This window comes from Paraburkholderia yinzeri (genome assembly GCF_046581065.1).
In the GTDB taxonomy this organism is placed as follows: Bacteria; Pseudomonadota; Gammaproteobacteria; order Burkholderiales; family Burkholderiaceae; genus Paraburkholderia.
In genome coordinates this window covers 390,069-414,827 of the sequence record NZ_JBFOCJ010000002.1, presented here as the reverse complement: position 1 = coordinate 414,827, position 24,759 = coordinate 390,069, and the positions used below count along the sequence as shown (strand labels likewise).

Annotated in this window: 21 protein-coding genes and 3 pseudogenes; 16 read left to right on the top strand and 8 right to left on the bottom strand. The window is 62.8% G+C overall.

Translation table 11 applies throughout. From position 1 onward, the window contains the following. Nucleotides 1-181: 181 nt before the first annotated feature. On the bottom strand, nt 182-958 hold the full coding sequence (locus tag WJ542_RS19040) for a phosphatase PAP2 family protein (protein ID WP_411190985.1): 777 nt from the start codon (nt 956-958) through the stop codon (nt 182-184). A 74-nt stretch (nt 959-1,032) separates the two neighbouring features. Here WJ542_RS19040 and WJ542_RS19035 point away from each other — a divergent pair, with 74 nt between their 5' ends. The 4 genes from WJ542_RS19035 (at nt 1,033) to WJ542_RS19020 (ending at nt 4,037) form a co-directional block, all read left to right on the top strand. Then, nucleotides 1,033-1,566, top strand: a complete 534-nt coding sequence (locus tag WJ542_RS19035) for a DUF6431 domain-containing protein (RefSeq protein WP_411188275.1) — start codon at nt 1,033-1,035, stop codon at nt 1,564-1,566. Between the two features lie 129 nt (nt 1,567-1,695). Then, complete coding sequence (locus WJ542_RS19030) at nt 1,696-3,018, top strand: DDE-type integrase/transposase/recombinase (protein WP_411188276.1); 1,323 nt, start codon at nt 1,696-1,698, stop codon at nt 3,016-3,018. Nucleotides 3,019-3,021: 3 nt separating this feature from the next. Continuing rightward, nucleotides 3,022-3,816 (top strand): ExeA family protein, encoded by a 795-nt coding sequence (locus tag WJ542_RS19025; RefSeq protein ID WP_411188277.1) that lies wholly within the window; start codon nt 3,022-3,024, stop codon nt 3,814-3,816. Further along, a complete protein-coding gene (locus tag WJ542_RS19020) occupies nt 3,813-4,037 on the top strand; it encodes a hypothetical protein (protein WP_411188278.1) in 225 nt (74 codons plus the stop codon). Before WJ542_RS19025 ends, WJ542_RS19020 begins: the two co-directional genes overlap by 4 nt. A gap of 155 nt (nt 4,038-4,192) precedes the next feature. Here the strand turns inward: WJ542_RS19020 and WJ542_RS19015 are convergent, their stop codons facing one another. Further along, a complete protein-coding gene (locus WJ542_RS19015) occupies nt 4,193-4,744 on the bottom strand; it encodes a DUF2127 domain-containing protein (protein WP_411190984.1) in 552 nt (183 codons plus the stop codon). Between the two features lie 124 nt (nt 4,745-4,868). Here WJ542_RS19015 and WJ542_RS19010 point away from each other — a divergent pair, with 124 nt between their 5' ends. From WJ542_RS19010 to WJ542_RS18985, 6 genes are all read left to right on the top strand, one after another. Beyond that, nucleotides 4,869-5,264 carry a BlaI/MecI/CopY family transcriptional regulator gene (locus WJ542_RS19010; RefSeq protein WP_411190983.1) on the top strand — a complete coding sequence of 132 codons (396 nt, stop codon included), beginning with the start codon at nt 4,869-4,871 and terminating at the stop codon, nt 5,262-5,264. Next, nucleotides 5,254-6,138 (top strand): hypothetical protein, encoded by an 885-nt coding sequence (locus WJ542_RS19005; protein WP_411190982.1) that lies wholly within the window; start codon nt 5,254-5,256, stop codon nt 6,136-6,138. Before WJ542_RS19010 ends, WJ542_RS19005 begins: the two co-directional genes overlap by 11 nt. Then, nucleotides 6,126-7,205: an efflux RND transporter periplasmic adaptor subunit gene (locus WJ542_RS19000; protein WP_411190981.1), complete on the top strand. Its 1,080-nt coding sequence runs from the start codon at nt 6,126-6,128 to the stop codon at nt 7,203-7,205. Before WJ542_RS19005 ends, WJ542_RS19000 begins: the two co-directional genes overlap by 13 nt. Continuing rightward, a complete protein-coding gene (locus tag WJ542_RS18995) occupies nt 7,097-10,285 on the top strand; it encodes an efflux RND transporter permease subunit (RefSeq protein WP_411190980.1) in 3,189 nt (1,062 codons plus the stop codon). The genes WJ542_RS19000 and WJ542_RS18995 overlap by 109 nt, the downstream gene beginning before the upstream one ends. A 56-nt stretch (nt 10,286-10,341) precedes the next feature. Further along, nucleotides 10,342-11,754: a TolC family protein gene (locus WJ542_RS18990; protein WP_411190979.1), complete on the top strand. Its 1,413-nt coding sequence runs from the start codon at nt 10,342-10,344 to the stop codon at nt 11,752-11,754. A gap of 530 nt (nt 11,755-12,284) precedes the next feature. Next, nucleotides 12,285-12,725 (top strand): hypothetical protein, encoded by a 441-nt coding sequence (locus tag WJ542_RS18985; protein ID WP_411190978.1) that lies wholly within the window; start codon nt 12,285-12,287, stop codon nt 12,723-12,725. On the opposite strand, the gene WJ542_RS18980 is transcribed toward WJ542_RS18985, so the two are convergent. From WJ542_RS18980 to WJ542_RS18970, 3 genes and pseudogenes are all read right to left on the bottom strand, one after another. Further along, a complete protein-coding gene (locus WJ542_RS18980) occupies nt 12,722-13,453 on the bottom strand; it encodes a hypothetical protein (RefSeq protein WP_411190977.1) in 732 nt (243 codons plus the stop codon). The genes WJ542_RS18985 and WJ542_RS18980 overlap by 4 nt on opposite strands. Nucleotides 13,454-13,648: 195 nt before the next feature. Further along, nucleotides 13,649-14,032 (bottom strand): annotated as a pseudogene (locus WJ542_RS18975) (divalent metal cation transporter); the annotation flags it as partial. A gap of 102 nt (nt 14,033-14,134) precedes the next feature. Continuing rightward, a pseudogene (locus WJ542_RS18970) lies at nt 14,135-14,373 on the bottom strand (IS3 family transposase); the annotation flags it as partial. Nucleotides 14,374-14,386: 13 nt separating this feature from the next. Here WJ542_RS18970 and WJ542_RS18965 point away from each other — a divergent pair. After that, nucleotides 14,387-14,557 (top strand): annotated as a pseudogene (locus WJ542_RS18965) (DUF1289 domain-containing protein); the annotation flags it as partial. A 103-nt stretch (nt 14,558-14,660) separates the two neighbouring features. Here WJ542_RS18965 and WJ542_RS18960 read toward each other — a convergent pair. Together WJ542_RS18960 and WJ542_RS18955 are read right to left on the bottom strand one after the other, a co-directional pair. Continuing rightward, complete coding sequence (locus tag WJ542_RS18960) at nt 14,661-15,854, bottom strand: MFS transporter (protein WP_411190976.1); 1,194 nt, start codon at nt 15,852-15,854, stop codon at nt 14,661-14,663. A gap of 45 nt (nt 15,855-15,899) precedes the next feature. After that, on the bottom strand, nt 15,900-17,042 hold the full coding sequence (locus tag WJ542_RS18955) for a tyrosine-type recombinase/integrase (RefSeq protein ID WP_411190975.1): 1,143 nt from the start codon (nt 17,040-17,042) through the stop codon (nt 15,900-15,902). A 179-nt stretch (nt 17,043-17,221) separates the two neighbouring features. On the opposite strand from WJ542_RS18955, the gene WJ542_RS18950 reads away from it, so the two are divergent. The 4 genes from WJ542_RS18950 (at nt 17,222) to WJ542_RS18935 (ending at nt 22,812) form a co-directional block, all read left to right on the top strand. Continuing rightward, nucleotides 17,222-18,175 carry a DNA-binding protein gene (locus WJ542_RS18950; protein ID WP_411190974.1) on the top strand — a complete coding sequence of 318 codons (954 nt, stop codon included), beginning with the start codon at nt 17,222-17,224 and terminating at the stop codon, nt 18,173-18,175. Nucleotides 18,176-18,264: 89 nt separating this feature from the next. After that, nucleotides 18,265-18,738 carry a 3'-5' exonuclease family protein gene (locus tag WJ542_RS18945; protein WP_411190973.1) on the top strand — a complete coding sequence of 158 codons (474 nt, stop codon included), beginning with the start codon at nt 18,265-18,267 and terminating at the stop codon, nt 18,736-18,738. A 35-nt stretch (nt 18,739-18,773) separates the two neighbouring features. Beyond that, on the top strand, nt 18,774-21,755 hold the full coding sequence (locus WJ542_RS18940; RefSeq protein WP_411190972.1) for a Tn3 family transposase: 2,982 nt from the start codon (nt 18,774-18,776) through the stop codon (nt 21,753-21,755). Between the two features lie 88 nt (nt 21,756-21,843). Beyond that, the gene (locus WJ542_RS18935; RefSeq protein WP_411190971.1) at nt 21,844-22,812 is read left to right on the top strand and encodes a hypothetical protein; all 969 of its coding nucleotides are present in this window, start codon (nt 21,844-21,846) and stop codon (nt 22,810-22,812) included. 29 nt (nt 22,813-22,841) lie between these two features. On the opposite strand, the gene WJ542_RS18930 is transcribed toward WJ542_RS18935, so the two are convergent. Then, nucleotides 22,842-23,765, bottom strand: coding sequence for a LysR family transcriptional regulator (locus WJ542_RS18930; RefSeq protein WP_411190970.1), 924 nt, complete (start codon nt 23,763-23,765; stop codon nt 22,842-22,844). A 110-nt stretch (nt 23,766-23,875) separates the two neighbouring features. Between WJ542_RS18930 and WJ542_RS18925 the strand changes: the two genes are divergently transcribed. Continuing rightward, nucleotides 23,876-24,745 carry an intradiol ring-cleavage dioxygenase gene (locus WJ542_RS18925; RefSeq protein WP_411190969.1) on the top strand — a complete coding sequence of 290 codons (870 nt, stop codon included), beginning with the start codon at nt 23,876-23,878 and terminating at the stop codon, nt 24,743-24,745. The last annotated feature ends 14 nt before the right edge of the window (nt 24,746-24,759 follow it).

Sequence of the window (24,759 nt, the reverse complement as noted above, 5' to 3'; positions counted from 1 at the left end):
ACGCCCAGGGGATTTCCGATGCTGCTCGTGACCTTCCACGGTGGCAAGCCCACCAAAGACGTAGCTTGTCCTGTCAACAACGTTTACGAGGGGCGGCCGGGATAAGCAAAAATTTCGCCAAAATAGGCTTAACCAATTGATCTTAAATAAAAAAATTGTTCGCCTTTAATGCGTGATCTCGTCATGGTCGTAGCCACCCACGGTTAATCGGCCAAGCGACGACCTTGCGATACGCTGCGATCAGCGCTCGTGAAAACGGCTCACCCGCAACTCGCCACAGCGGAGCGCTGAGCAAACAGGTCGACCACGCGATCAACGCTGCTCCGGCCATGTCAAATGGGAAGTGCACGCCGACGAACACGCGAGCCCAGGCGACAGTAATGTTCGCAGCGACGATAAGCGCGCCAAACAGGCGCTTGCCGTCGTAGAGGAGCGTAAAAGCAATAGCGGAAAGCAACGTAGCGTGATCGCTTGGAAATGACGAATCTGGGGCGTGCGCCAGGAATGTGTACCCCAGGCTTATTGCAAATGGCCTGGGGTGATACCACACGATGCCGATCAACTGGTTGATCCCTAACGCCACAAATGCGACGAAGGTCGCATGAACAGCGGTTTTTCGCTGATTGTCGCCACCGGATAGCCACATGCAGCCGAGCATGATCGGGACAGCCCAGATCACATATCTGGCGATGAACAGGCTTGCGGCGACGAGCCAGTGTGGCGTGGCAGGCGTAGCGTTGAGTTGCAGAAAAATGGCTTGATTGAATGCTTCGATGGTTTCCATTGCAGATTCATGACTTGAGGGGCTGGTGCCGGACGGACTGGACACCCGAACGCGCTTCTGCTCGCAGGTGTTACGGCTCGGGCTATTTGAGTTTGGGCGGGGGGTATTTGTCTCGCGTTCGTCCAGGGCGATTTCCTGAATTTCAGCGTGAGCATCGTGCGATGCGGTGGACATGAGATAGGCCGGTACTCCTCTGTTATCGTGAGACGGCTCTCACACCAGCCCACGAACGCAGAACAGCCCGGCCTATGCTTCGGATCGTACATTCCTTTCTCACGCTCGAACAGCATCTTCGCTCCATCGTCACCACGCCCCAGTCCTATCATCCCGGCCGCTGCCCGCACTGCGGCCGCACGTGCCTGTGGGCGCACGGCTTCTATGAACGCAAGGCCGACCGAAGCGTCACCGGCGCGCTCAATCCGGTGCCCGTGCCACGCTATTGCTGTGCCGCCTGCCGACGTACCTGTTCGCGCCTGCCGCTGTGCATCTGCCCGCTGCGCTGGTACGGCTGGGCGTTGCAGCAACTCGTGCTCTGCCTGATCCTCTCTGGCCTGTCGCTGCGCCGCATCGCAGCCCTGGTCGGCATCGATCGCCACACCGTGCGCCGCTGGTGGCGATGGCTCATGCGCTGCAGTGAGGACTTTGCCTTCGCCCTGCGAAGCCGCTTGCCCGAACTGGGCCGCGCAGCCGACACGGCGACCTTCTGGCGCCCCTGCTTCGCGCTCATGTCGCTGTCGCGTGCGATGGCCTGGCTTGATCTGGATGGCCTCGATGTCCCGTGATCGGCTGAACGCAATTCCACACGAGACGCACTGCCGGACGCGGTAACGGGCAACCCACAGGGTCTGCCCACTGCCGCCTGCACGGCATCAGGCGTTTCATGAGGTCTCTTCCACTTCAACGGAGACTTCATGAACGACATCGACCCCGTGGCGCTGTTCCGGCTGTCCGTGCTCGGCCCCATCGTGAGCCGCGAGCGACTCGAACGCGGCGAGCTGCTACAGCTGTTGCGTCAGCTCGCCCTCAAGGAGTACGCGATCCCGGGCTCGCGCCGGCGTCACATCAGCGAGCGCACGTTGCAGACGTGGTACTACGCCTGGCGACGCGAAGGCATCGCAGGGCTCGCCATCCGGCCGCGCACCGACACGGGTCGCTCGAAGCTGCCCGAGGTCGTGCAGGCTGCGGTGCTCGCCGCCAAACGCGAGAACCCCAGCCGCTCGGTGCGCCAGATCCGGCTGTTGCTGGAGGCCACCGGCATCGTGGCGCGCGGCACACTCTCACGCTGCGCCGTGCACCGCCTGCTCAAGTCTCACGACCTCTCGCGTATCGCCAGCCCTACAGTCGTTGCCCAGGAGAAGCGCAGCTTCGTGGCCGAGTACGCTGGCTCCATCTGGTACGGTGACGTCATGCACGGCCCGACGTTCTCGTTTGGCGGGGCGCGCCGCAAGACCTATCTCGTCTCGCTCATGGACGATGCCTCGCGCCTCGTTGCACACAGCGCCTTCTGTCTGTCCGAGACGGCCCTCGAGATCGAGGGCGTGCTCAAGCAGGCGCTCTTGCGTCGCGGAATTCCAAAGATGCTCGTCGTCGATAACGGCGCGGCCTATCGCGCCGCGAGCCTGCAGACCATCTGCGCAGACCTGGGCGTGCGTCTCGTGCATTGCCAGCCTTACCAGCCCACAAGCAAGGGCAAGCTCGAACGCTGGCACCGTACCGTACGCGAGCAGTTCCTCTCCGAACTGGACACCACACACATCCGCGAGCTGACTGACCTGAACGCGCGGCTGTGGGCGTGGCTCGAACAGGTCTACCACTGCGAGCCACACAGCGCGCTGGGCGAGAACGTGACGCCGCTCTCGCGCTACCGGCAGGACCTGCCGCGCATCCGCGCGCTCGGCTCGCTTGCCCCCAGGCTCGATGAGCTGTTCCTGCACCGCGTCGAGCGACGCGTGCGCCGCGACGGCACCGTCTCGTACGAAGGCGCCGTCTTCGAGGTGCCCTATGAACTCAGCGGCCACTACGTCGTGCTCGTCGTCGATCCGCACGCCGGTACGGTCGTGCGTGTCCAGAGCAGGCAGGGCGCTCCACTGGGCGCGGCCACCGCGCTTGATGCGCTGGCCAACAGCCGGCGCCGGCGCAGCAGGACGCCCGCCGTTGCCGCGACTGCAGCGCCCGCTGCCACAGCCAACCTCATCGAACTCGTCCATCAACATCATTACCGTCGCGAGGACTGACACATGTACCGCCAACACTTCGGCCTGCGTTGCGCGCCGCTGGACACCGACGGCACCGATCTGTGGGACGATGGCGCGCTCGCGCGCCTGTCCGAACGCTTCCAGTGGCTGCTCGACAGCCCCGGCATCGGCCTGCTCACCGGGGAGCCCGGCGTGGGCAAGACCGCCATGCTGCGCCACCTCACGCGCAACCTCAATCCGCACCGCTACCAGACCATCTATCTGTCCGAGACCGAGTTCGGGCGCATCGACCTGTACCGCTCGCTGGCCCGCGAACTCGGGCTCGAACCCAGCTACCGGCGCGCGGACCTGTGGCGCGACATCAAGCAGCGCATCACCGAGCTGGCCAACGGCAAGCAGGTCCTGCCGGTGTGGATCATCGATGAGGCGCAGAACCTGCCGCCGGAGTTCTTCCGCGACTTCCCCTCGTTCCTGAACTTCGCCTTCGACGCCCGCAGTCTCATCACCGTGTGGCTTGCCGGCCATCCGGAGCTGGCCCCGATGCTCGAGCGCAACGCTTACGCCGCGCTCTACAGCCGCATCCAGACCCGCGTGCAACTGCAGCCCGTCACCGAGCACGCCCGCTTCGCACAGCTCATCGCCCACGCGCTCAAGGCCGCCGGCTGCAACCACACGCTGATCTCCGAAACCGGGCTCGAACTGCTGCGCCAGGCTTCGCGCGGATTGCCGCGCAATGCCGGGCGTATCCTGCGCACCGCCATGCAGCTGGCTGTGCCCAAAGGGCTGAACCATCTGCCCGACGAGCTGTTGCAGCAGGCGATTGGGGAAATGCGATGAGCCGCCGCCCTCAGCAGCCAGGTCAGTCACGCACACCGTCCACGCGTATCGGGCCACGACCGCCGCCGCTACCCGCGCTCACCGACGAGGCGGCGGCCCAGATCCAGCAACTGTTGTGCGACTGGCTGCTGTGGTTCAGCAGCGCATACGCAGAGCAGATCCAGCGCAGCAGGCAACCATGGTCCGCCCCGGTGCGGCATCACATCGACGATCCGTTCTGAGCGACGGCCCCGGGCGAGCATCCCGGGGCCGTTGCTCTTGCAGCGCGCGACAACATTGCGCCGGGTGTCGATCTACGTCTCGCGTTCGACTGCGGTTCATTCATTCTCGCTGAGCGCGAGACATCCGCCACTGTCTCAACGCCAAATATCTCGCACTACAGAATACCGTTTAGATCGCGACGGAACAGCAGGTATCGATACTCGTGCCACGTCAGCGCAATGACGACCGCATCCATCGCTGTGAGCAGCAGTAACCATACGGAATGGGTCAGCGTGTATCGGTAAATCTGGTAAGCAATAAAGAAGGCGAACACGACCATTGACACCGGGTAGTACCAGAGACGCCGCCGCAGCAAGCCGACGATCAGCCATAGCTTGAGCAGTCCGTGTGCGAGCAGATAGACTGCCGCGAATTTCTGGGCGGTTACCGAAAGATGCTGCACGGAATGAAGGAGGCAGTGTGCCACCAGATCATGAGGGTCCTCGGCAAACTCTCCCCTGGTAACCCAAAGCACGAGGGACAGCAGGATTCGAGGCGAAGCCAAATAAGCGGCAACGCCTGATACCGCCTCAGCAAGGGCAAAAACGCCCTTGAACCACAAGCTCACCTCGAAGGCAATAAAAAGCTTCTTTTCGTCGAATGCGTTTCTCAGGTCGAGCACACGATCTTCCTCATGGGCTGGCAAGACGGATTGAACGGACTTCATCAACGCCTGGCGTGCTGCGAGCACGATGCGGGCGAAGAACCTGGCGAGGTAGCTTCAGTGCGCGTCACGGTGCCAAGGGTCTCATTGCTTGACGCAGCTACGACAGCTGTCGTAATCTACCCGAATGAGTCCATTCCGTCTACCTGCCGATGACCTCGAGTACGCCGTCCTGAACGTGCTGTGGGAGTTGGGCACGGCGTCCGTGCGTGCCGTGCACGAGCGGCTCGGCGCGCCTGCCGGCCGCGTCTATACGACGACCGCGAAGGTCGTTGATCGCTTGCGTGAAAAAGGACTGATCACGCGCGAGCGCGTCGCGGGCGGATTCGTCTACACGCCGGCCGTCGGTCGGGTGCAGGTTGACCGCGCCCGGGCACGACACCTCGTGTCCCGACTGCTCGGATCCGCGCCCCATGCGGCCGTCGCCACGCTCGTGGATGCGGTCGACGAGATAGACCCGGTCTTGCTGGACGAGCTCGAACGAGCGATCCACGCCAAAAGGAGTCACAACGATGGAACGTGAATCGTTACTCACCGTGCTGGTGGTTCTGCTCGGTGGCGTTGCGCTTCAGCCCCTGGCCATGCTTCCGCTGCGCCCGACGGTCGGCGGCGCTCACGGTGTCGAGCGCCATGCGTGGCTGCGGCTCTGGCTACCGGTCATGCCCGCGATGCTCGTGGCAGCGTGGCTCTGCGGCTGGGCATTGCGCGAACCCGATCCAGTAGATGATCGCCTCAGCCAATGGGTGCTGATCGGTGCCTGTCTGCCTTTCGCCTTGATTGCTGCGCGGGCGGTGGCCCGAGCGGTCTGGGCACTTGGGCGCGACCCGCGAGATGCTGATGTATGCACTGTCGGTCTGCTGCGGCCACGGGTGCTTTTTTCTCCGTTCCTCGCGAGGACGCTGGACGATGCGGCACTGCAAGCGGCATGGCAACACGAGCAGGCACACGCTTGTCATCGCGACCCGCTGCGCATCTGGCTCGCACAGCTCGCAACCGACTTGCAATGGCCATGGCCGGGTGCACGTGCGCGTTTTGATGGCTGGCTGGAGGCCCTCGAATGTGCTCGCGACGATGAGGCGCGCAGCCTGGGGACTTCGGGCGAAGATCTGGCGGCCGCCTTGTTGACGACGCTGCGTCATACGCAGGGTGCGCGCAAGGAGCCGAGTCGGCCGGGGCGGTCGACAATACAGGCACACGCGCTTCTTGTCGGCGATCGCGACGCCCTGCAGCGACGGATAGAACGACTCCTTGCGCCGCTACCCGAATCGCAGATGTCATCTGCCTTGACATCTCCGCGGATCGAGGCGCGGTTTGCGGGCCTGCTGATGGTCGCCGGTTTGCTCGGCGCCCTGTACGGCGAACCCATCTTGCGCCACCTGCTCGCATGGACGTCTTGATTCATCGCAATCGTCGCAGCCTCGTGGCTGGACTGGTGGCACTACTGTGGCTGACCGGTACATTCGGCGAATCCGCACGTGCCGATCGTTCAGGCATCGACGCAGGAGCAGCGCCGACCGTCGTCGCGCGTGAGCAGACATTTTCGGTGCGGCTGACTGCATACGGACAGGTCGAGCCCACGGCAATCATAAACGTGCGCACCGTTGACGCAGGGACGCTGGGTGACCTGCATGTCCTGCCCGGTAGCATCGTCGCCGCCGGCGAAGTGCTCGCACGCGTGAGCGGCCCGCAAATGTATTCGTTGATGACCCAGCGCGAGGGGGCGTTACAAGGCGCAAAGGCGAGGCTCGACGCCGCGACGCACGCACTCGAAATCGCCCGCGAACAACTCGCCATCCACCTGGGGACCCGGCAGGCAGTCGACACCGCAATCAGCGAGCTCGCCGCCTCGCGTGCGGCCGAACAATCCGCGAAGGCGCAGTTGGCGGAGACGAGTGAGCTTCTGGCGATCACGGCACCCGTTGCAGGCTCCGTCATCGCGGTGCAGGCAGCCGATGGCGAACAGACTCATGCTGGGCAAACGCTGCTCACCATTGAACCGCGAGGCCCTCTGTGGGTGCGCGCGAAGTACTACGGTGCCAACGCGTCAATGCTTTATGTCGGCATGGTGGGCCGTTTTGCGCCGGTCGGTGGCGGTGCTCCCGTCCCCGTCAAGATAGCCACGATCGCGCCCGCCGTTGGCGCTGACGGCGGCTTGCAAGTCGGCCTGGGTGCAATCCCGGAAGCGCACTGGATCAGTGGGCAATGGGGTACTGTCACGCTCGACGGCCCATCGGCGCCGCTCGTGATGGTGCCGACAGCCGCGCTGATTCTTGATCGAGGCGAGTGGTGGGTGCTTGTTCACACGCCGAAAGGCGACGAGCCTCGACGCGTGGTCCCTGGCCCGGCGCGAGGCTGGTGGACCGGCATCGTCTCCGGCTTGCGGCCCGGCGAAAAAATCGTTGCCCGGGACGCCTTTCTCGAATACCACCGCGGCATCGCGCAGACCTATCAACCGCCCGACTGACGGACCGACTTATGGATCGCGATGTCGCCATACCGCGCGTATTGCAACGCCCGGTGCTTTGGATACTGCTGCTTGGCGCCGTGTTGCTCTGCGCGGCGTATGCGCTCGTTCACACACCGGTTGAAGTGCTACCGCAATTCGATTTTCCGCAGATCAGCGTAACAGCCCATCTGCCGGGTACGACCGCGACCGAGCTTGAGCAACTCGTGGTCAACCCGCTCGAAAGCCAGATTCTTACCCTGACGAATCTCGGCAGCGTGCGCTCGGTGATGGGCAACGGCACTGTCGAAATCGACGTGCGCTTCCGCGAAGGCAGCAACGCCCAGATTGACCTGCAGGCGGTCAACGGAGCGATCGACCGGGCACGTGCAGAACTGCCGGCGCAGATGGATCCGGTCGCACAGATCATGGGCAATGCGATCAACGAGGTTGCCGACTATAGCGCCCGGATTCCCGCCGATGTAGCGCCGGCCCAGGTCCAACGAGCCGTGCTGGCGAACATCGCGCCGGCGTTGCGTGCGATTCCCGGCGTGCAATTCGTGCATGTGTTTGGCGCGGGGGATGAATCGCTCTGGATTCAACCGGATCTCCGCGCAATGCAGCGCTACGGCGTGCCGGTCACGGCGCTCGCGCAGGCCATCAAGGCGCAGATTCTGCTCGAGCCTGCCGGATTTGTTACGCTAGGCCATAACGACGTGCTGATCGAGGCACGCAGCCTGCCCGTGCATATCGCGCAGCTCGAAGCGATTCCGGTGACTACGCCGAACGGCGCCATACCGCTCGGGGCGCTCGCGAAAATCGTGCGCTCGGCGATCCCGACACACAGTGCCGTTTCGCTTGATGGAAACCCGAGTGTCGCACTGACCGTCATCAAGCAACCGGGCGCGTCCACGCTCGCCGTTACCCGTGCGGTCCAGGCGACGCTCAATGGCAGCCAGTCACAGTTGCCCTCCGGCGTGCGCTGGGTGAGAACGTACAGTCAAGGACACGTCGTCAGACTCGTTGGAGCCGACCTTGGGCGCAACCTGCTGATCGGCGCGGTGCTCGCCATTGTCGTGCTGTTCTGGATACTAGGCGCGGGACGCGGAATCGTGACGCTCGCACTGAGCATTCCGCTATCGCTCGCGCTCGCCATTGCTGCCCTGCACGCATCCGGACAGGACCTCAACCTGATGACACTCGGAGCGCTGAGCGTGGCGGTCGGACTGCTCGCTGATGACGCCATTATCGTGCTGGAAAGCATCTATCACCGCTGGGAAAGCGGGGACGCGCATTGGGCAGGGGTGTGGAATGGTCTGAAGGCGATCGCCATTCCCGACATCACCGGCACGCTCACGAATGTCGCGATCTACGTGCCGCTACTGTTCGTAGGCGGACTGGTCGGGCTTTTCTTCATTCCGTTCTCGCTTGCGATGATCGTCGCGCTGCTTTCGTCGCTGGTCGTTTCGCTGACGTTGACTCCGCTCGGCCTGGGCTTTCTGAATGCGAAGCCGGCTTCTGGCATGGGTAGCGGCCACCGGCTGCTGCAGCACCTTCAGCGAGGAAACGAGAGGCTTTTTGAGTGGGTCTCGCGAGCGCCCCGGACGAGTCTCGCGATCACGTTTGCTGTTCTGGTGCTGAGCCTCGCGGGTCTCGTCCTCGTCCCAATCAATTTCCTGCCACTGCCCAATGAAGGTGTGCTTCTCGAATCGTTTACGTTGCCGCCCGGCAGCTCGCTCCTGGATACCCGCAAAGCCGTCGCGACCATTACCCGGCGATTGCTGCACGACGATGCGGTCGCGCACGTGTACGCCCGCATGGGTTCATCGGCATCCACGTCGTACACCGAACCGGCCTACGCCGGTGAGATCGAGGTCGTGCTCAAGCCCGGTGTGAGCGTCAATGCGCTCGACGCGATCGGCCAACGCATTCAGCATGCGTCGAGGCTGCCCGGCGTCCAGCTCGCCGTAGATACGCCCACGATCGAACGGGTCGGCGAGAGCTTGTCGGGCTTGCCGCAGCCGTTCGTGATCCACGTGTTCGGGAGCAGTGTCGCGGAATTGCGGGCACTGTCCGACCGGATTACGGCGAGGTTGCATCACGTCTCCGCGCTCAGCGACGTATTCAACAACGATGGCTACCCCGTCACGCAATTGCAGATCATCCCTGACGCGCAGGCGCCCGGTATCTATGGGATGACACCGGCGTCGCTCTATGAGCAGGTCAATGCCCTCGTGAACGGCGAAGTGATTACGCGGGTGCCTGAAGGGAACGTCCCTCTCAGTCTGTATCTGCGCCTTGCCGACGCATCGCAGCAGAGCGTGGCAATGCTCGACGCACTCCCTATACGGACTCCGGCAGGCTGGACACCGCTTTCACAGCTCGCGACTCTCTCGCTGGTTGCTACGCCAAACCAGATGCAGCACGTTGCGGGTGCGCGGGCGCTCGACATCCTGGCCACGCCGAATGGGCCACTCGGCAGCACCGACGCCGCCGCGCGCGAGGCCTTGTCCGGGCTTCATCTGCCGGCCGGCTACCGGATCGAATTCGGCGGACTGGCCGCTCAGCTCGAGCGCGCTGCGCTCGGGCTCGTCATCGCAACGCTCGCGGCTTTTGGCATCATGGTCGGTATCTTGCTGCTGCAATTCGATGGCCTTCTGATTCCAGCCATCCTGCTGCTGGAAATACCACTGGCGTTGACTGGCGGTACGACTGCACTCGTTGTGAGCGGCGTCGGACTGAATGCGACGGGGATGATCGGTTTCCTCACACTGATCGGAATCGGTCTTCGTCATAGCATCGTTCTTCTTGATCGCGTGCAGAAAAACGAGGCCGCAGGCATGCCGGTGGAAGACGCGGTGCGTGAAGGCATCCACGTGCGCTTCAGACCGATCGTGCTGACCGCTGTCACAGCGATGCTCGGCATGCTGCCAACTGCGTTGGGACTCGGTCAGGGTGCGGCGCCTGAACAGGGGCTCGCCGTCGTGATCCTCGGCGGGCTCCTCTGGAGCGCTGTGCGCAGCACAAACCTGATTCCCGCGCTTTATCTGCATGGGCGCCGCAGGCAGCTTGCGCGCCTTGCACAGCGCGATGCGCCATGATGAAGCCATGTCGATGCATTCGTACAACCACGTGGGACATGCTGAGGAAGCCAGACATGCAAAAACGAATGCCGGGCAAAAGGCTGTTCGCCAGCGTCCTCACGGTCAGCGGGATTAGCGGATGTGCGTCCTATCACCCGCTACCGCTCCCCGCTCATGCACAACTCGTGAGCCGCATCGATGACGTCAGGCATGCGTTGCCTGCGGCGGCGGGGGGCGAGCCGCAAGTCATCGACGTGGACAGGCCATTGAGTGTTGACCAGATCGGATTGCTCGCGATACTTAACGATCCCGAACTGCAAGCGTGGCACGGCGAATCCGATCTTGCGCAGGCGGGCCTCACGCAAAGTGAGGTCCTGCCCAATCCGTCCGTCAGCCTCGGTTACGCTGCGTTGCTTGGCGGCCCGGGTACGACGGATGCGTTCAGTGCGTCGCTTTCGCAGGACGTGAAGTCCCTCTTGACCTATCGATGGCGTGTGGTGTCGGCAAGTGAGCATGTATCGCAAGTCAACGCCGAACTGCTCTGGAAGGAATGGCAGGTGGCACAAAAGGCGCGCCTTCTGGCTGTCGATCTATACTGGGGACGATTGTCGATCGAGCGCAGCGAAGCGGCGCTTGCCTCAGTTTCACACGCGGCTTCGGAAGTTCGTGCGGTGGTTTACAAGGGCGAGATGAGTCAGTCGGATCTTGCCCCGCTGCTGGCATCGAAGGCTGGGCTTGAGCAATCCATCTCGTCCCTGCGTCTGGCACAGATCAGAAACTGGCAGGAACTCGACGCACTGCTAGGCATGACGGCGGATGCACGCTTCCGGATCACCCAGCCCGAACTGCCGGCAATGCCATCGAACCTTGATGCGCAAATCACCGAACTTCCGGCACGACGCCCAGACCTGATTGCGCTTCAACTCGGATATCGCTCCGCAGACGCAGACGTGCGCGCGGCGATTCTCGGACAGTTTCCCACGCTGGTCCTTGGGGGTTCGTGGGGCTCGGACACCGACGCAATCCGCTCGGGTGGTCCAATTGTCACGTTCGACCTGCCAATATTTGACAGAAACCAGGGCCAGGTCGCGAAAACCCGTGCCACCCGGCGCTTGCTTCATGAGCAGTATCAGACCCGCCTCGATCAGGTCGACTCGACCATTCGTGGGCTTCAGGTACGCAGCAAGCAAATTGCCACGTCCCTGGCCGTCGCGCGCGAAGAGGCCGTTTCGGCCGACGAGCAGGTCGAGTGCGCGCGAGAGGCATATAACCAGGGCACGCTCGATCAACGCGCAATAATCGACTATGAATCGACCGCACTGCGCACCCGTATCGGCGTCTACGATCTTGAGCGCGGACTCGACGAGACGCGCGTCGCCCTCAATCTTGAACTGGGCGCGGGGCTGCCCCGGGCTCAACTGGTGCCACTCGAGCCGGAATCTGCCGCCGGGCATCCCGATGCCAGCTCTCGCGAGGTCAGGCCGTAGTGACGAAAAACGCGCCCTGAACTTTTGTGCAGGCGCTTAGTCGTGTAGAAGCGGACCTTTGCCAAGGTCAGTTGCGCGATATGGCAATTGTTTGTGGCGCTGGGCTCGGTGCCGGCATCCGAACAAAGAGGCCCAGTGGGTTCGGAAAAGATATTTCCGGACTGTTGATGCACGTCATTGGGTCTTCGCGTCGGAAACTGGCAAGACACGGGCTGGTGGGCAACCTGATCCTCTGGGGCTTTACGACGTGCTTGGCACGCCGACTCGGCGCCATCTGACCACAACGAGCATGTCGCCGGACGTTACCACCGCTTACATATTTGACGAGCGACAGAAAGACGACGCGTAGGGTGACGATTAAAATCGGACGTCAATTGGATTCTCCATGCATACCCAGGCGAGCGCGTCTTTTTCAATTTACGCAACGCAGGACACGTGGTGAATGAGCATGATGAAGCGGGTATCCCGGCACATTTGCCGATTCGCTACTTCGTCATGAAACATCGATTCGTTGAATAAAGGAGTATCGGATGGAGCGTAAGATCGCGGGGCTGCTCGGCACACTAGCCGGACTTGCCACCCTGAGCAGTACCAGCGCACACGCCGCAGCCGATGTCGCTGCGCCGCAGGTGCCTTTGCCCGTGTCATCCTATTCTGACCTGCTTCAGCCCATTCCAAACGCCGTTGAGACACTCAGGGCTCACAATGCAGAGCTGGCGAAACAGGCACACAGAGCAGGGCCGGAGGTTGAGCAGGTGCAATGGTATCCGGGCGGCGAGCATCACCATCACCATCACCATCACCATCACCATCACCATCACCATCATGGATATTATGCTCCGGGCTCCGAGTATTACACGCCACCACCCGTATATTACACACCACCACCGCCACCGCCTTACTACCATCACCACCACAACAATGCGGTGATGATGTTACCCGGTATTGGTTTTCAGATATACGGAAACTAATCGTCTGCCATCCGATCCCTCGCCCGGGCGGCACCCAGAATACGGCGGTAAGTGCCGTCGAAGACCGTATTGGTTGACGACGTCCACCTTGTGTCCTGTCCCAGTGTGTCGCGGCTGGCATGAATTCGTCTCGATTGCATTTCCCGCTCAGCCGCCTCCTCCACACCCATGGATTCGAGCGTGAAATCCGGCTCAGCTGGCACGACACAAAGTTGCATGAAAGGCTCACCGGGGCGGAACACGTGAACGCCACCCTGAGGCGGGGCTTTGAACACCACGAAGTTAATCATGGGCCACCAGGCTGTGCGCAGCAGTGCCGGTACGGCAAGCGGCACGTCTTCAGCATCACTCAGGTAGAAGCGCGGATGCGGTTCGGTGCGCACGGCATAACCTTCCGGGACTTTCAGATCGAACAGAAGCTGGTAGGTGTAGAAATTCTCCCCAAATGCGCGGAAAGGGGGCCAGTTCACACCGTTGTTCGGGTTGGGGCCGAAGTCCCCCTCAAAAGCGAATTGTCCGTCACGACGGCTGACCCGGACCTCGCTGCCGTGGGGATAAAACAGCTCAATACCGTATTGCGCGCCTTCCACGAACGGCAGGCAATGCCAGCCTTGTTCGTGGGAGCCGTCCCGCCGGGGATCCCTTGTGCCGCCCCAGCCAGGAACCTGGACCCGCGTACGGCGGGGTGCGAGGTTCGGCTGGTACAACCGGTATTTGATGTTGATCATGATAATGCTCGTGCAATCAGAAAAAATTTGCGGCCGACCTGTCATTCAGAGCTGAGACCCGACGATAGGACAACCTCTGCGCATCCCCGATAATTTATATCATCCGGGTCGAGTCTTGGCGGTTTGGGGGCGCGCAAGAACGGGCGTGTCAGCGGGCGGCGTTATAGGGCCATTTCGGGGGCGGCGTGATCGAGCCACCGCATAGGCGGTCGACAACCAGACCGCCGCTGCGCCAATGATCGCCGCATCGAACAGCACAATCGCGAACAGCACGGTCGAGGTACGTCCGGCGTATTTTTCAAGGCCGGTGATGACGCCGCCCGCATCCGTGGAATTGCCAAATTCAGGCTTTCCCGAGAACAGCGCGGCGCTGAATGCCATCACGGCCACCGCGCCGATCAGCATCAGCGCGATGCCCATCCACAGGTCAGCTTTCTCATACTTCATGAAGCGCGGCGTGATGCGCTTGTCGATCACATAGCTCTGCTGGAAGAACAACTGCTAGGGTGCGATCATCGTGCCAACGATACTAATGACGAGGAGCATCACGTCCGACAGCTTCGAGTGTGCAAGCCAGTGACCTTCCCTCTGTTTTTCGCCTTCTACCGCCCCCGGACCATGTCCAAGAATCAAACAACGTGACAACTATTCTGACGCCGGGGGCCTTCCAGATGCTTGGGGTTATGCAGCAGCATCCTTTTTCTGTTGAGCCGCGAGCCAGTCTCGCATGAACTGGGACGGTGACGCGAAGCCGGGCGACGAATGACGGCGACCGCGGTTGTAAAACACTTCGATGCATTTGAACAAGTCCGCTGCGGCTTGGCGATGCGTGTGATAGCGAGTTGCATGAACCCGTTCGTTTTTCAGGCTATCGAAGAAGCTATCCGTCGGCGCGTGTCCCAGCAATTGCCTTTGCGGCTCGCGGCCTGACCGGTGGCTGACAGATCGCCGTGCATCGACGTGTGCGCCATGGATGGCCGGACTGGATTCTGCGCCGGCTGCCTGCGCACACGCGATGAAATCCGCAACTGGAAGACAATGACGGACCACCGCCGGCACCAGGTCATCAACGACCGCTCGCGACGGCAGGCAAAACTGGTACGAGGGCCGGTGCACGGCGATGGCCGGAGCGCCACGGGCTCTGGAGCGCGCGGATTGATTGCGCGAGTCCAGCCCGTTGTTGCCACTGTGGCAGGCCCGACGTGCTTCAGGTTCTCTGAGGCGGCCCCTGTAGCCAAACCAGCGCGATGGTCACGACGCAAAACGCGGCGCCCGCATAGAACGTGGTGGCCGCGCCAACGCGATCCCACAACGCACCTGCAATCGCGCTGGACAGCAGCGTAACGACTCCACCGAGCAGATTGAAGAAACCAAACGCCGTGCCGCGCAGTTGCTCCGGTGCGGCATGAGCGACCATCGTCGCGAGCAGCCCCTGGGTCATTCCCATGTGCAGCCCCCACAATCCGACGCCGACCAGAACCATACCCCAGTGAATGCCATGTGCCAGGACCAGGTCCGAGGCGAACAGCATGAAGAGACCCGCTACCAGCAGCCGGGCATGACTCATCGTATCGGCAAGCTTGCCGAACGGGTACGCCGATAGCGAGTAGACCACATTCATGGCGACCATCATGAGCGGAACCAGTGCAACCGGCACGCCACTTCCCATGGCTCGCAGAACGAGGAACGCTTCGCTGAAGCGCGCTAGCGAGAACACCGCGCCCACCGCGACGACTTCCCAGTAACGCCGGTCGAGTTGCCTGAGGCTTTCCCAGCGAACCGGATTGACCCGCTTCGCACCGCGCTCCCGCGCGGGCTCCTGGATGCCTGCGGTGAGCAGGGCAACGGCGAGCAGACCGGGAATGACGGCAAGCCAGAACGCCAGCCGGAAGTTGTCCACCCACGTCAGCATGATGAGAACAGCGAGCAGTGGCCCAAGGAAGGCACCAACCGTGTCGAGCGACTGCCTGAGCCCATAGGCGGCGCCCCGAAGATGCGATGGCGTGACATCGGCGACGAGCGCATCGCGAGGCGCTCCCCTGATGCCTTTGCCGACCCGGTCCATCACGCGCGCCGCGATCACGACGCCGATGGTCGGCGCCATCGCAAACAGCGGCTTGCTCAGCGCACCCAGACCATATCCCGCAACTGCAAGCCATTTCCGATGGCCCAGGTAATCGCTCAGCGTCCCGGAAAACACCTTGACGACAGGGGCGGTTGCCTCTGCGATGCCTTCAAGCAGGCCGATCGTCGTGGCACTGGCTCCGAGTCCTGCCATCAGGAACATCGGCAGCAGGCTATGGATGATCTCGGAGGACACGTCCATGAACAGGCTGACGCAGCCCAGTATGACGCTTCGGGGTATCTGGCGCAGAACGTGGGCTCGAGACGGTGTTTCCATATTCTGGAAAGATGCAGCAGTGAGTGGGCGGCCAATGATACGTGTTCAATGAGGCATTTCGCCTACCGTATCCGCATGACGTCGATCGTCCTCAGCGTGCAGATAAAGCCCCGTCGTCTCGATGGATGCGTGCCGTAGATTCTTCTGGATAAAGCGGATGTCGGTGCCCGCGTCCGCCTGGTGCGAGGCTGCCGAGTGACGCAACCAGTGCGTGGAAGCGCGCCGCAGCGTTGCTGCACCCGTGGGGTTAGCGGGCTCGAGCGCATGTGCCGCTCGACGGAACACTTCCTTCACGATCAGATAGACGGCTGCAGGGGTGAGGTGCCGTCCGGCATCCCCGGCAATGCCCATCACCGCCGGCGCAAGTTCGTCGGCGCGTGGCAGCGACGGCATGCCGTGGAAGGTCCGGTACCGGCCAAAGTCGGCGATCAATGCATCGCTCACGGGCACCTCGCCCTCGACGCCCCCCTTGCCGACGACATGCAGCCACCAACGTCCCCGCCGCAGGAAGAAGTCGGCTGCCTTCGCGTTGGCGGCCTCGCTCGCGCGCAGTGCCGTGTGATAAAGGAAGCGCATGACCCAGCGGCTGCGCTCGTAGTGCTGGCGCTCGCGCGCGCTGGTTTGCGGCCACGCCTCCAGGGAATCGAGCACGATACGCCAGAGCGCTGCATCGAGATAGCGCTCGACGCGCCGGGTGCGCACCGCGGGCGTGGACCGTCCCCGGCGCAGTGCAAGCGGGTTGCCGACAAGGTAGCCGGCAGCCACCAGGTAGTTGAAGAGGCCCGAGAGGATACCGAGCGCCTGCCGGCGACTGCGCTCGGCGAGTGGCCCCTCAAACAGGCGCCGTGCCCCGCCGCGGCGCGGCAACGTCGGGTCGGTCCAGTCAACCGTCGGCGCCGCCAGAAACCGCTCGTAGAGCAGGAAATCCTCACGCGTGAGGCTCGAAAGCGGCTTGCCAAGGGTCCGGGTGGTCCACACGAGCAGACGCACGACTTCCTTGCGATAGCTGCGCAGGGTGTGCGGCGAGCCCGCGTATTCCGCGAGCCACAGGCGCACGGCCTCAACGTCCGTGTCGGCGGCGATCTGCCGGTGGACGCCGTGTGCCCGGTTGGCGCCGTCGCGGCCATCAAGCGCGACAGGCAGAGCGAGCGGCAGGAGCGCTTCGGATGCCGGGGCGGGCAGGTTCATCGCTGGCACGTTTTGGAAGGGCGAGATTGCAGCGTACACCGGAAATCATTTCGATTATAGGTGTTATCGTAAATTTGCAGCCAATATCGTTACGTGCATAACGTAATACAGTGATATACATGTAAAATCGTCGGCAAAACTCCGCCGTCCTGACTACTTTTCACGGTGAAAATCCGCCCATGAGCCGCATCAGTGATACCCGTCTGCGCACCCGCGAAGCCGCCGCACGCCTTGTCGCCGCTGGTCGGCTCCCGCACGCACTCACCGTTGACATGATTTATGCCGAGATCCGCCAGGGCAGCCGCACGACGATCAACGACGAACTGAAGCTCTGGAAAGACGAACAGGCGCGCAACGACGCGCTCGCAGCAGCGCTGCCTGCGCCGGTCGCCAACGCAATGCTTTCGCTTTGGGCCCTCGCCGTTGAGCACGGTGAGCAGGCTTTCGCCGGACGCGGCGAGGAACTTGAGCGCGAAGCGGCCGACGCCACGGCGCGGGCCGAATCCCTGGCCACTGCTCACGCGGCGCTGGAGGCCCATGCCCAGACGCTGCGTGCGCAGCTCGATGAACGCGAGGAGCAACTCGCCGCGGTGACCGTCGAGCGCGCGCGTGCGCAAGCCGAGCGCGATGCGGCCGTCCAAGCCGCGCAGGCTGCTACTGCGGAACGCGACAACACCCGTGCCCAGGGCGAAGAGGCACTGCGTGCAGCGCAGGCGGCGCACACCCGCGAGCTCGATGCGCTTCGAGCTGACCGTGTTGCTCAGGAGGCCACTTTGCGCGTAGAAATCGACACGGCCACCGTGCGGCTCGAGAGCGTACAAAAGCGTGTCATGATGCAAAGCGAGGAGGCTCGCGACGCACAGCGCCGCGCGGAAACCGCTCTTGCGAAGGCCCAGCAGCGCAACGAGCAGCTCGTCGGCGACGTACAGCGGCTCACGGCCGACGCGGCCGAGCAGCGGCGCCTCGCCGAGCGACACGAAAAGCAGCTCACGAGCGTCATGGAGGAAGCGCGCGAACTGCGGCGCGAGCGCGATGCACTTGCCCAGGGGATTGCCCTCTTGCGTGGGCAGCTCAGTGCGCGAGCAGAGCCCACGCCGGCGCGCGCGACGAAACGCTCTCGCCAGGCGACGTGATGATGTGACTCGGCGCATACGTCGTCGAGCTGCCCGACGCCCCGCGCTACAATCGCGCGGCCAGAACGCACCTCTCGGGAACAACAACGATGAATGCCCCGCGCAGTCCGTGGAAGACCCGTTACTTTCTCGACACCGAATTCACGTCTTTCGATGCCTGCGAGCTCGTTAGCGTGGCGATCGTCGGCGAAGATGACCGTGAGTTTTACGCCGAGCGCTCGGACTTCGATCGTGCGCGGTGCAGTGATTTCGTCCGCGAAGTTGTGCTCCCACAACTCGGCCAGTTCCCGGGGCGAGCGATGACGGCCGAACAGTTGAAATGCGAACTACTGGCTTGGCTGCAAGCCATACCGACCAGGCCAAAGCCGGTGCTGTGCTACGACTATGAAGGCGACTTTGTGCTGCTTGGTTTGTTGCTCGGCGGCCCGCTGCCTCGGGGCTGGAAGAACGAGAACGTCAATCCGCGGCTGAGCGCGGAACGCCTTGCGTCATACTTCGCCGAGCACGGGGGCGAGCATCACGCGCTGCACGACGCACGAGCCAACGCCTGTGCCTTCACCTAACCGCCGCAGTTCGACAATCGATCCAGCCCGACGGTATGAGCAACGTTCACGACACCGCTTACCCCGTCCTGCCTGCCGAGGTAAGCGACGACGAGCTACGCGTGGTCTACACGCCCAGCTCGGTTGAAATTCGCTTCGTTGGCGGCCTGTTCCGCCAGGCGCCGACGCGCGTTTTGATCCTCACGCAGTTGAAGCTGTTGCAACGGCTTGGATACATGCCGCTCGTATCCGACGTGCCGTCGGCGATCATCGAGCATGTCTGCACGGTGCTCGGCGCACGCCCGTTGCCGCGCACAACGCTCACGCGTTACGACCGCTCGGGCAGCAAGTCTCGGCATCAGAAGATCCTGCGCGAGTACGCCCGCATTCTTCCCTTGGACGCCTCGACCAACGAACAGCTCACTTCCTGGGCTGCCAACGCTGCGCGCACCAAGGCCGAACTGCCTGACATCATCAACGTCATGCTCGAGGAGCTCGTTCGCCATCGCTACGAATTGCCGCCGCTCGCGACACTTTCGCGCATCGCGAGCCAGGCCCGCGGTCAGCTCAACGAGGCCATCTACCGCGCATTCACAGAGGCGCTGGACGAACCCTTGCGAAAGCGGCTCGACGAGCTTTTCCTGGCACGCGCAGGCCGCACAGCCTGGGATGAACTGAAGCGCGAACCCAAGCGCCCGGGACCGCGCGAGGTGGCAAGCTTTCTCAAGCACATCCAGGCGATGAGCGAGTTGGCCGATGGACTGCCGCCGGCGCCGGATATCCTCTCCGTGCCGAAACGCATGCAGCTCGTCACGGAGGCGCGGGCACTCGACATCCATGAGATGCGTGCCCTCAAGCCTACCAAACGCTACACGCTTGCCGTCCTGTTTATCTTCTCGCAGTTGCAGAAAGCGCTCGACGACGTCGCCGAGATCTTCATCAAGACGGTGCGCAACCTGGAGAGCACGGCCAAGCTCCGGCTCGAGCAATATCGACTGAGACACGCCGATCAGTTGCAATCGCTCGTTAGCCAATTTCGCGATGTGCTTCACATCCTCCAAGATGACGAGTTGCCCGCGGCCGCTCGCATCGAGCGCATGCGCGTAGCCCTCAACGACGATCCGGATTCGGTGTTGGTTCAGTGCAACGAGCACATCGCGCAAGCCGGCAACCACACGTTTCCGTTCTTACTGGCGCCATACCAAAAGCTTCGCTCGCTGTTGTTTCAATGCCTCGACATCCTCTCAGTGAAGTCGAGCTCGCAGGATGATGCGCTGCTCAAAGCGCTCGATTGGCTAAAGCCATACCGCTCGTCGCGACGTGAGTATCTGCTGCTTAGCGAGGCCGATCTTGCCCAGTTGCCTCTCGACTGGATTCCGGAAAAGTGGGAGAAGTGCGTGTTTCCGGATGGCCGATCGTCTCGATTGCTGCACCGGAAGTACTTCGAACTGTGCCTGTTCAGCCAGCTCATGCGCGAACTCAACTCCGGCGACGTCTACGTTGAGCACAGTGACCAGTTCGACGATCCCCGCGAGCATCAAGTGTCGTGGGACGAATTCCGCGACGAGCTGCCGCGCTACAGCGAACTCGTCGACTTCCCCATCGACGGCAGCGCCTTCGTGCGGCAACTCAAGGATGAACTGAGCGCACTGGCCGACGCGGTCGATGCCGCGTTCCCGGAAAACGACCACGTGGAGATCGGCGAGCAGGGTCTGATTCTCCACAAGCTCGAGAAGAAGCCCGATCCCCCGAACATGGAGCTGATCGACCACGCCATCACGGCGTCGATGCGGGCCGTCAGCATTCTCGACATCCTGAGCGAGACCGAGCAGTGGCTCGATCTGCACAAGTTCTTTGGCCCGCTCTCGGGCTTCGAGGCCAAGGTCGACGAGCCGCGCAAGCGCTTCATCACGACGCTGTTCTGCTACGGTTGCAACCTGGGCCCGACGCAGACCGCGCGCTCGGTGAAGAATCTCAGCCGCAAGCAGGTTGCCTGGCTCAATCTGCGCCACGTCACCGAGGAGCGGCTCGACAAGGCGATCGTCAAGGTCATCAACGCCTTCAACCAATTCATGTTGCCCAAATTCTGGGGTTCCGGCAGCCGCGTGTCAGCCGACGGCACGAAGTGGAACCTCTATGAGCAGAATCTGCTGTCCGAATACCACATCCGGTACGGCGGCTATGGCGGCATCGGCTATTACCACGTCTCCGACAAGTACATCGCGCTGTTCAGCCACTTCATTCCCTGCGGCGTGCATGAAGCCGTCTACATCCTCGACGGGCTGATCAAGAACACGTCCGACGTGCCGCCCGATACCGTTCACGGTGACACGCACGCGCAAAGCGCGCCGGTCTTCGCGCTCGCGCATTTGCTCGGTATCAACCTGATGCCGCGCATCCGCGACGTCAAAGATCTGGTTTTCTACAAGGCCGATCGGCGCCGGCGGTACAAGAACATCGAGTCGTTATTTCGGGCGAGTATCGACTGGGCGCTGATCGAGCGACACTTCGCGGACATGCTGCGCGTCGCCATCTCGATCAAGGCTGGCCGAATGACGCCCTCAACGATTCTGCGTCGCCTGGGCTCGGAGAGCGTGAAGAACAAGCTGTATTTCGCCTTCCGCGAACTCGGGCGCGTCGTGCGCACCATGTTCCTGCTGCGCTACATCAACGAGCCGGACATGCGGCGCACGATCCACGCCGCAACGAACAAGAGCGAGCAGTTCAACGACTTCGCGAAGTGGCTGATGTTCGGCGGGGATGTGATCGCGGAGAACCTGCGGCACGAGCAGCGCAAGGTCATCAAGTACAACCAGCTCGTCGCGAACATGGTCATCCTCTACAACGTGCAGTGGATGTCCCGAAAGCTCAAGGAGTTGCAGGCCAAGCGCCATCCGGTCGACGCTGCGGTGCTGCGGGTGCTGTCGCCGTACCGGCGCGAGCACATCAACCGGCTCGGCTCCTACTTGCTGGATCTCCAGCGGAAGGCGCCACCGCTCGATCCGAGCATCGATTTCGTTTTTGAATCAGCGGCTTAAAGTGCTTTTGGCGAAAATTTTACGAATCCCGGCCGACCCTCTTTACGCCTATGACGAGACGGCCCCGGACGGGCCGCCTCCGCCCTGGTTGAACATTCTCTGCGTGCCGGCGGGCGTCGAGCTTTCGGAGTTGCGGGACCTGAGCTTCGCAAACGGCTATCTCTACGTGGCCAACGGCGCGAAGGCGACCAGCAACGTCCTTTGCTTCGTCAAGGCGCCCGCCTCGCCATTGCCCAACGAAAACTGGTTTTACGTGGGCGCGCTGGCTTCTGGCGGTCAGGGCGGCACGGACGTGCGGGCGATCGATCATCCGTTCGCCGTCGAATTCACGGCGGATGGACGCACCTGTTTCGTGTCCAGCCAGGACACGAACGTCGTGACGTTGCTAAACGTTTCGGTCGACGGGAAAACGGCAAGCGTGCAGCCAGGTCCCGCGGGATCCTGGCTCAACCAGTTTCTCGATCCATCGAAGAAGACCGCCTTTCTCGACGGCACCCTGGTGGCGTCGGCCACGCCCGCCTTGCCGCCGGTGCCGGCTACGCCCCCCGTGCCGACCGGCAAGGGAGGCCTTGCCTACAGTACGACCACCGCCGGAGCGGACGCTGCGGCCAGGGGCGGGCAGGAGAAGATCCATCATTCGGTCCGCGACGTGGTGCTCTGCAACGGGGTGTTGTGCGTGGCCGATGAGGCGGCCGGGGTCGTGAGGCTGTACGACCCGGCAGCGGGCACCTACTGGGGCGCCAGCGACGCCGTTGGCGACGTGACCCATCTGCTCGCGCAAGGCACGACCTTGCTCGTGTGCGCGGGCGACCGGATCTGGAGCGGTAGTCCGGTCGGGCAGGGCGGAGAAACGCTGGCATTGACCAAAAAGATCAAACTGCCGGATTCGGGATCGGGCATGGCGCTCGATGGCACGGGCAACCTCTACGTTGCCCTTCGGAAGCAGCGCCAGATTTATCGCTACGACGCGAGCGGGAACAGCACCGTGTTGCTGGACAATCTTCCCGATCAACCGGAGTTCGTCGTGTATGTGCCGAAAAGCGTGCCGAACCCCTGAGTCGTTGCCGATCAAGCGTTGAATGCGCATCATGGCCAGCGTTGCGTCCAGCGCCGCTCGTACTCCATGGCGTCGAAGTGCGCGACCAGGAAGTCGATGAAGGCGCGTACCTTCGACGGCACGTACTGCCGCTTCGGGTAGGCCATGTTGATCTTCAGGCGGGGCAGATCCCAGTCGTCGACGATCGGAACGAGCCGGCCGGCCACCACGTCGTCGTGGATGATGTAGATCGGCTGGATGACGATGCCAAGCCCGCTCAGTCCCGCCTTGCAGATCACCTGGCCTTCGTTCGATTCGAGCGTGCCGCCGATCTTGACCGTCCGGGTCAACGCGCCTTTCGTGAACGAAAGCTCGTGCGGGTTGTTGGCGAGCGTATAGATGAGGAATTGATGCCCGGCGAGCTCGTCGATCGAGCGCGGCGTGCCGTGACGCGCGAGATATTCGGGCGACGCGGCAAGAATGCGCCGCGTTTCCGCCAGACGGCGAATGACGAGGCCTGAATCCGCTTCGTGCTCGCGCGTGCGGATGGCCAGGTCGATGCCGCTTTCGATCAGATCGAAGTAGCGGTTGGCCGCCGTGATGGCGACCTCCAGCTTCGGATAGAGCGCCGTGAACTGAGGCAGCAACGGCGCGAGGATCTGCGAGCAGAACGAGACCGATCCGGTCAGGCGTAGCGTGCCGGCCGGGCTCAACAGGGCGGAACCGACCCACGCCTCCGCTTCCTCCATTTCCGAGCGCAGATTCCGGCAGCGGCGATAGAACTCCTCGCCAACCTCCGTCAGGAACAGGCGCCGCGTGTTGCGCTCGACGAGCCGCGCACCCAGGCGCTGTTCGAGATTGGCGAGATGCCGGCCGGCCGCCGACGTCGAAAGCCCCAGCACCTCGGCGGCCTTCGAAATGCTGCCGCGCTCCGCGGTTTCCACGAATAGCTGGACTTCCGCCCACTTGTCCACGTCTGTCTCCGGTTTCCCGCCGGGCGGGATTATGTTTCCCGGCGGCGGGCTTTTTCACCGGCCGACGGTCGACTATATTTTGTCTCAAAGCGGACAAACACGGAGACACCATGCGTAACGTCGACGAAGACACCATTACCCAGATCGTTCTCGCTCGCCACGCCAATGCGACCGACCGGCGTCTCAAGCAGATCGTGACGAGCGTGGTTCAGCACCTGCACGCCTTTGCGCGCGACGTGGAGCTGACCGAGGAAGAGTGGTTCAAGGGCATCCAGTTTCTCACCGACGTCGGGCATATCACCGACGACAAGCGCCAGGAGTTCATCCTGCTCTCGGATACCCTGGGGCTATCCATGCTGGTCACGGCGCTCAATAACCGGAAGCCCGCCGGCTGCACCGAATCCACGGTGTTCGGACCGTTCTTCGTCGAGAATGCGCCGGAATACGAGAACGGCGACGACGTGGGCAATGGGGCGAAGGGCGAGCCGTGCTTCGTCAGCGGGAAGGTGACGGGCCTCGCGGGTGAGCCGGTGCCGCACGCGCGCGTCGAGGTCTGGCAGGCCGACTCGGACGGCTTCTACGACGTGCAGTACGAGGGGCAGGCGGAAAACAAGGGGCGCGGCACGCTCCGTAGCCAGGAGGACGGCACCTTCCACTTCCGCTCGATCACGGCGGAGTCCTATCCCATTCCTCACGACGGCCCGGTGGGGCGCATGCTGAAGGCACTGGGACGCCACCCGTGGCGGCCGGCTCACCTCCATTTCATGATCGAGGCGCCGGGCTACGAGCGTCTGATTACGCACGTGTTTCGCGACGGCGACCAGTACCTCGACTCCGACGCCGTCTTCGGCGTGCGCTCATCGCTGATTGCCGACTGGCATCGTCACGAAGCCGGGGCGGCGCCGGACGGCACGATCATGGAAACGCCCTTCAGCACGCTCGATTTCACTTTTGTGCTGAACCGCGCTTCCGGCGGTTGAGTCCGTCGTTACTC

Excerpts from the sequence above, each read along its gene's own strand:
- WJ542_RS18925 (WP_411190969.1), top strand. The coding sequence starts at position 23,876 with ATGCGTAACGTCGACGAAGACACCATTACCCAGATCGTTCTCGCTCGC.
- WJ542_RS19035 (WP_411188275.1), top strand. The coding sequence starts at position 1,033 with ATGCTTCGGATCGTACATTCCTTTCTCACGCTCGAACAGCATCTTCGC.
- WJ542_RS18945 (WP_411190973.1), top strand. The coding sequence starts at position 18,265 with ATGAATGCCCCGCGCAGTCCGTGGAAGACCCGTTACTTTCTCGACACC.
- WJ542_RS18985 (WP_411190978.1), top strand. The coding sequence starts at position 12,285 with ATGGAGCGTAAGATCGCGGGGCTGCTCGGCACACTAGCCGGACTTGCC.
- WJ542_RS19025 (WP_411188277.1), top strand. The coding sequence starts at position 3,022 with ATGTACCGCCAACACTTCGGCCTGCGTTGCGCGCCGCTGGACACCGAC.
- WJ542_RS19000 (WP_411190981.1), top strand. The coding sequence starts at position 6,126 with ATGGACGTCTTGATTCATCGCAATCGTCGCAGCCTCGTGGCTGGACTG.
- WJ542_RS19020 (WP_411188278.1), top strand. The coding sequence starts at position 3,813 with ATGAGCCGCCGCCCTCAGCAGCCAGGTCAGTCACGCACACCGTCCACG.
- WJ542_RS18950 (WP_411190974.1), top strand. The coding sequence starts at position 17,222 with ATGAGCCGCATCAGTGATACCCGTCTGCGCACCCGCGAAGCCGCCGCA.
- WJ542_RS19015 (WP_411190984.1), bottom strand. The coding sequence starts at position 4,744 with ATGAAGTCCGTTCAATCCGTCTTGCCAGCCCATGAGGAAGATCGTGTG.
- WJ542_RS19010 (WP_411190983.1), top strand. The coding sequence starts at position 4,869 with ATGAGTCCATTCCGTCTACCTGCCGATGACCTCGAGTACGCCGTCCTG.
- WJ542_RS19040 (WP_411190985.1), bottom strand. The coding sequence starts at position 958 with ATGTCCACCGCATCGCACGATGCTCACGCTGAAATTCAGGAAATCGCC.
- WJ542_RS18980 (WP_411190977.1), bottom strand. The coding sequence starts at position 13,453 with ATGATCAACATCAAATACCGGTTGTACCAGCCGAACCTCGCACCCCGC.
- WJ542_RS18955 (WP_411190975.1), bottom strand. The coding sequence starts at position 17,042 with ATGAACCTGCCCGCCCCGGCATCCGAAGCGCTCCTGCCGCTCGCTCTG.
- WJ542_RS18960 (WP_411190976.1), bottom strand. The coding sequence starts at position 15,854 with ATGGAAACACCGTCTCGAGCCCACGTTCTGCGCCAGATACCCCGAAGC.
- WJ542_RS19030 (WP_411188276.1), top strand. The coding sequence starts at position 1,696 with ATGAACGACATCGACCCCGTGGCGCTGTTCCGGCTGTCCGTGCTCGGC.
- WJ542_RS19005 (WP_411190982.1), top strand. The coding sequence starts at position 5,254 with ATGGAACGTGAATCGTTACTCACCGTGCTGGTGGTTCTGCTCGGTGGC.
- WJ542_RS18990 (WP_411190979.1), top strand. The coding sequence starts at position 10,342 with ATGCAAAAACGAATGCCGGGCAAAAGGCTGTTCGCCAGCGTCCTCACG.
- WJ542_RS18940 (WP_411190972.1), top strand. The coding sequence starts at position 18,774 with ATGAGCAACGTTCACGACACCGCTTACCCCGTCCTGCCTGCCGAGGTA.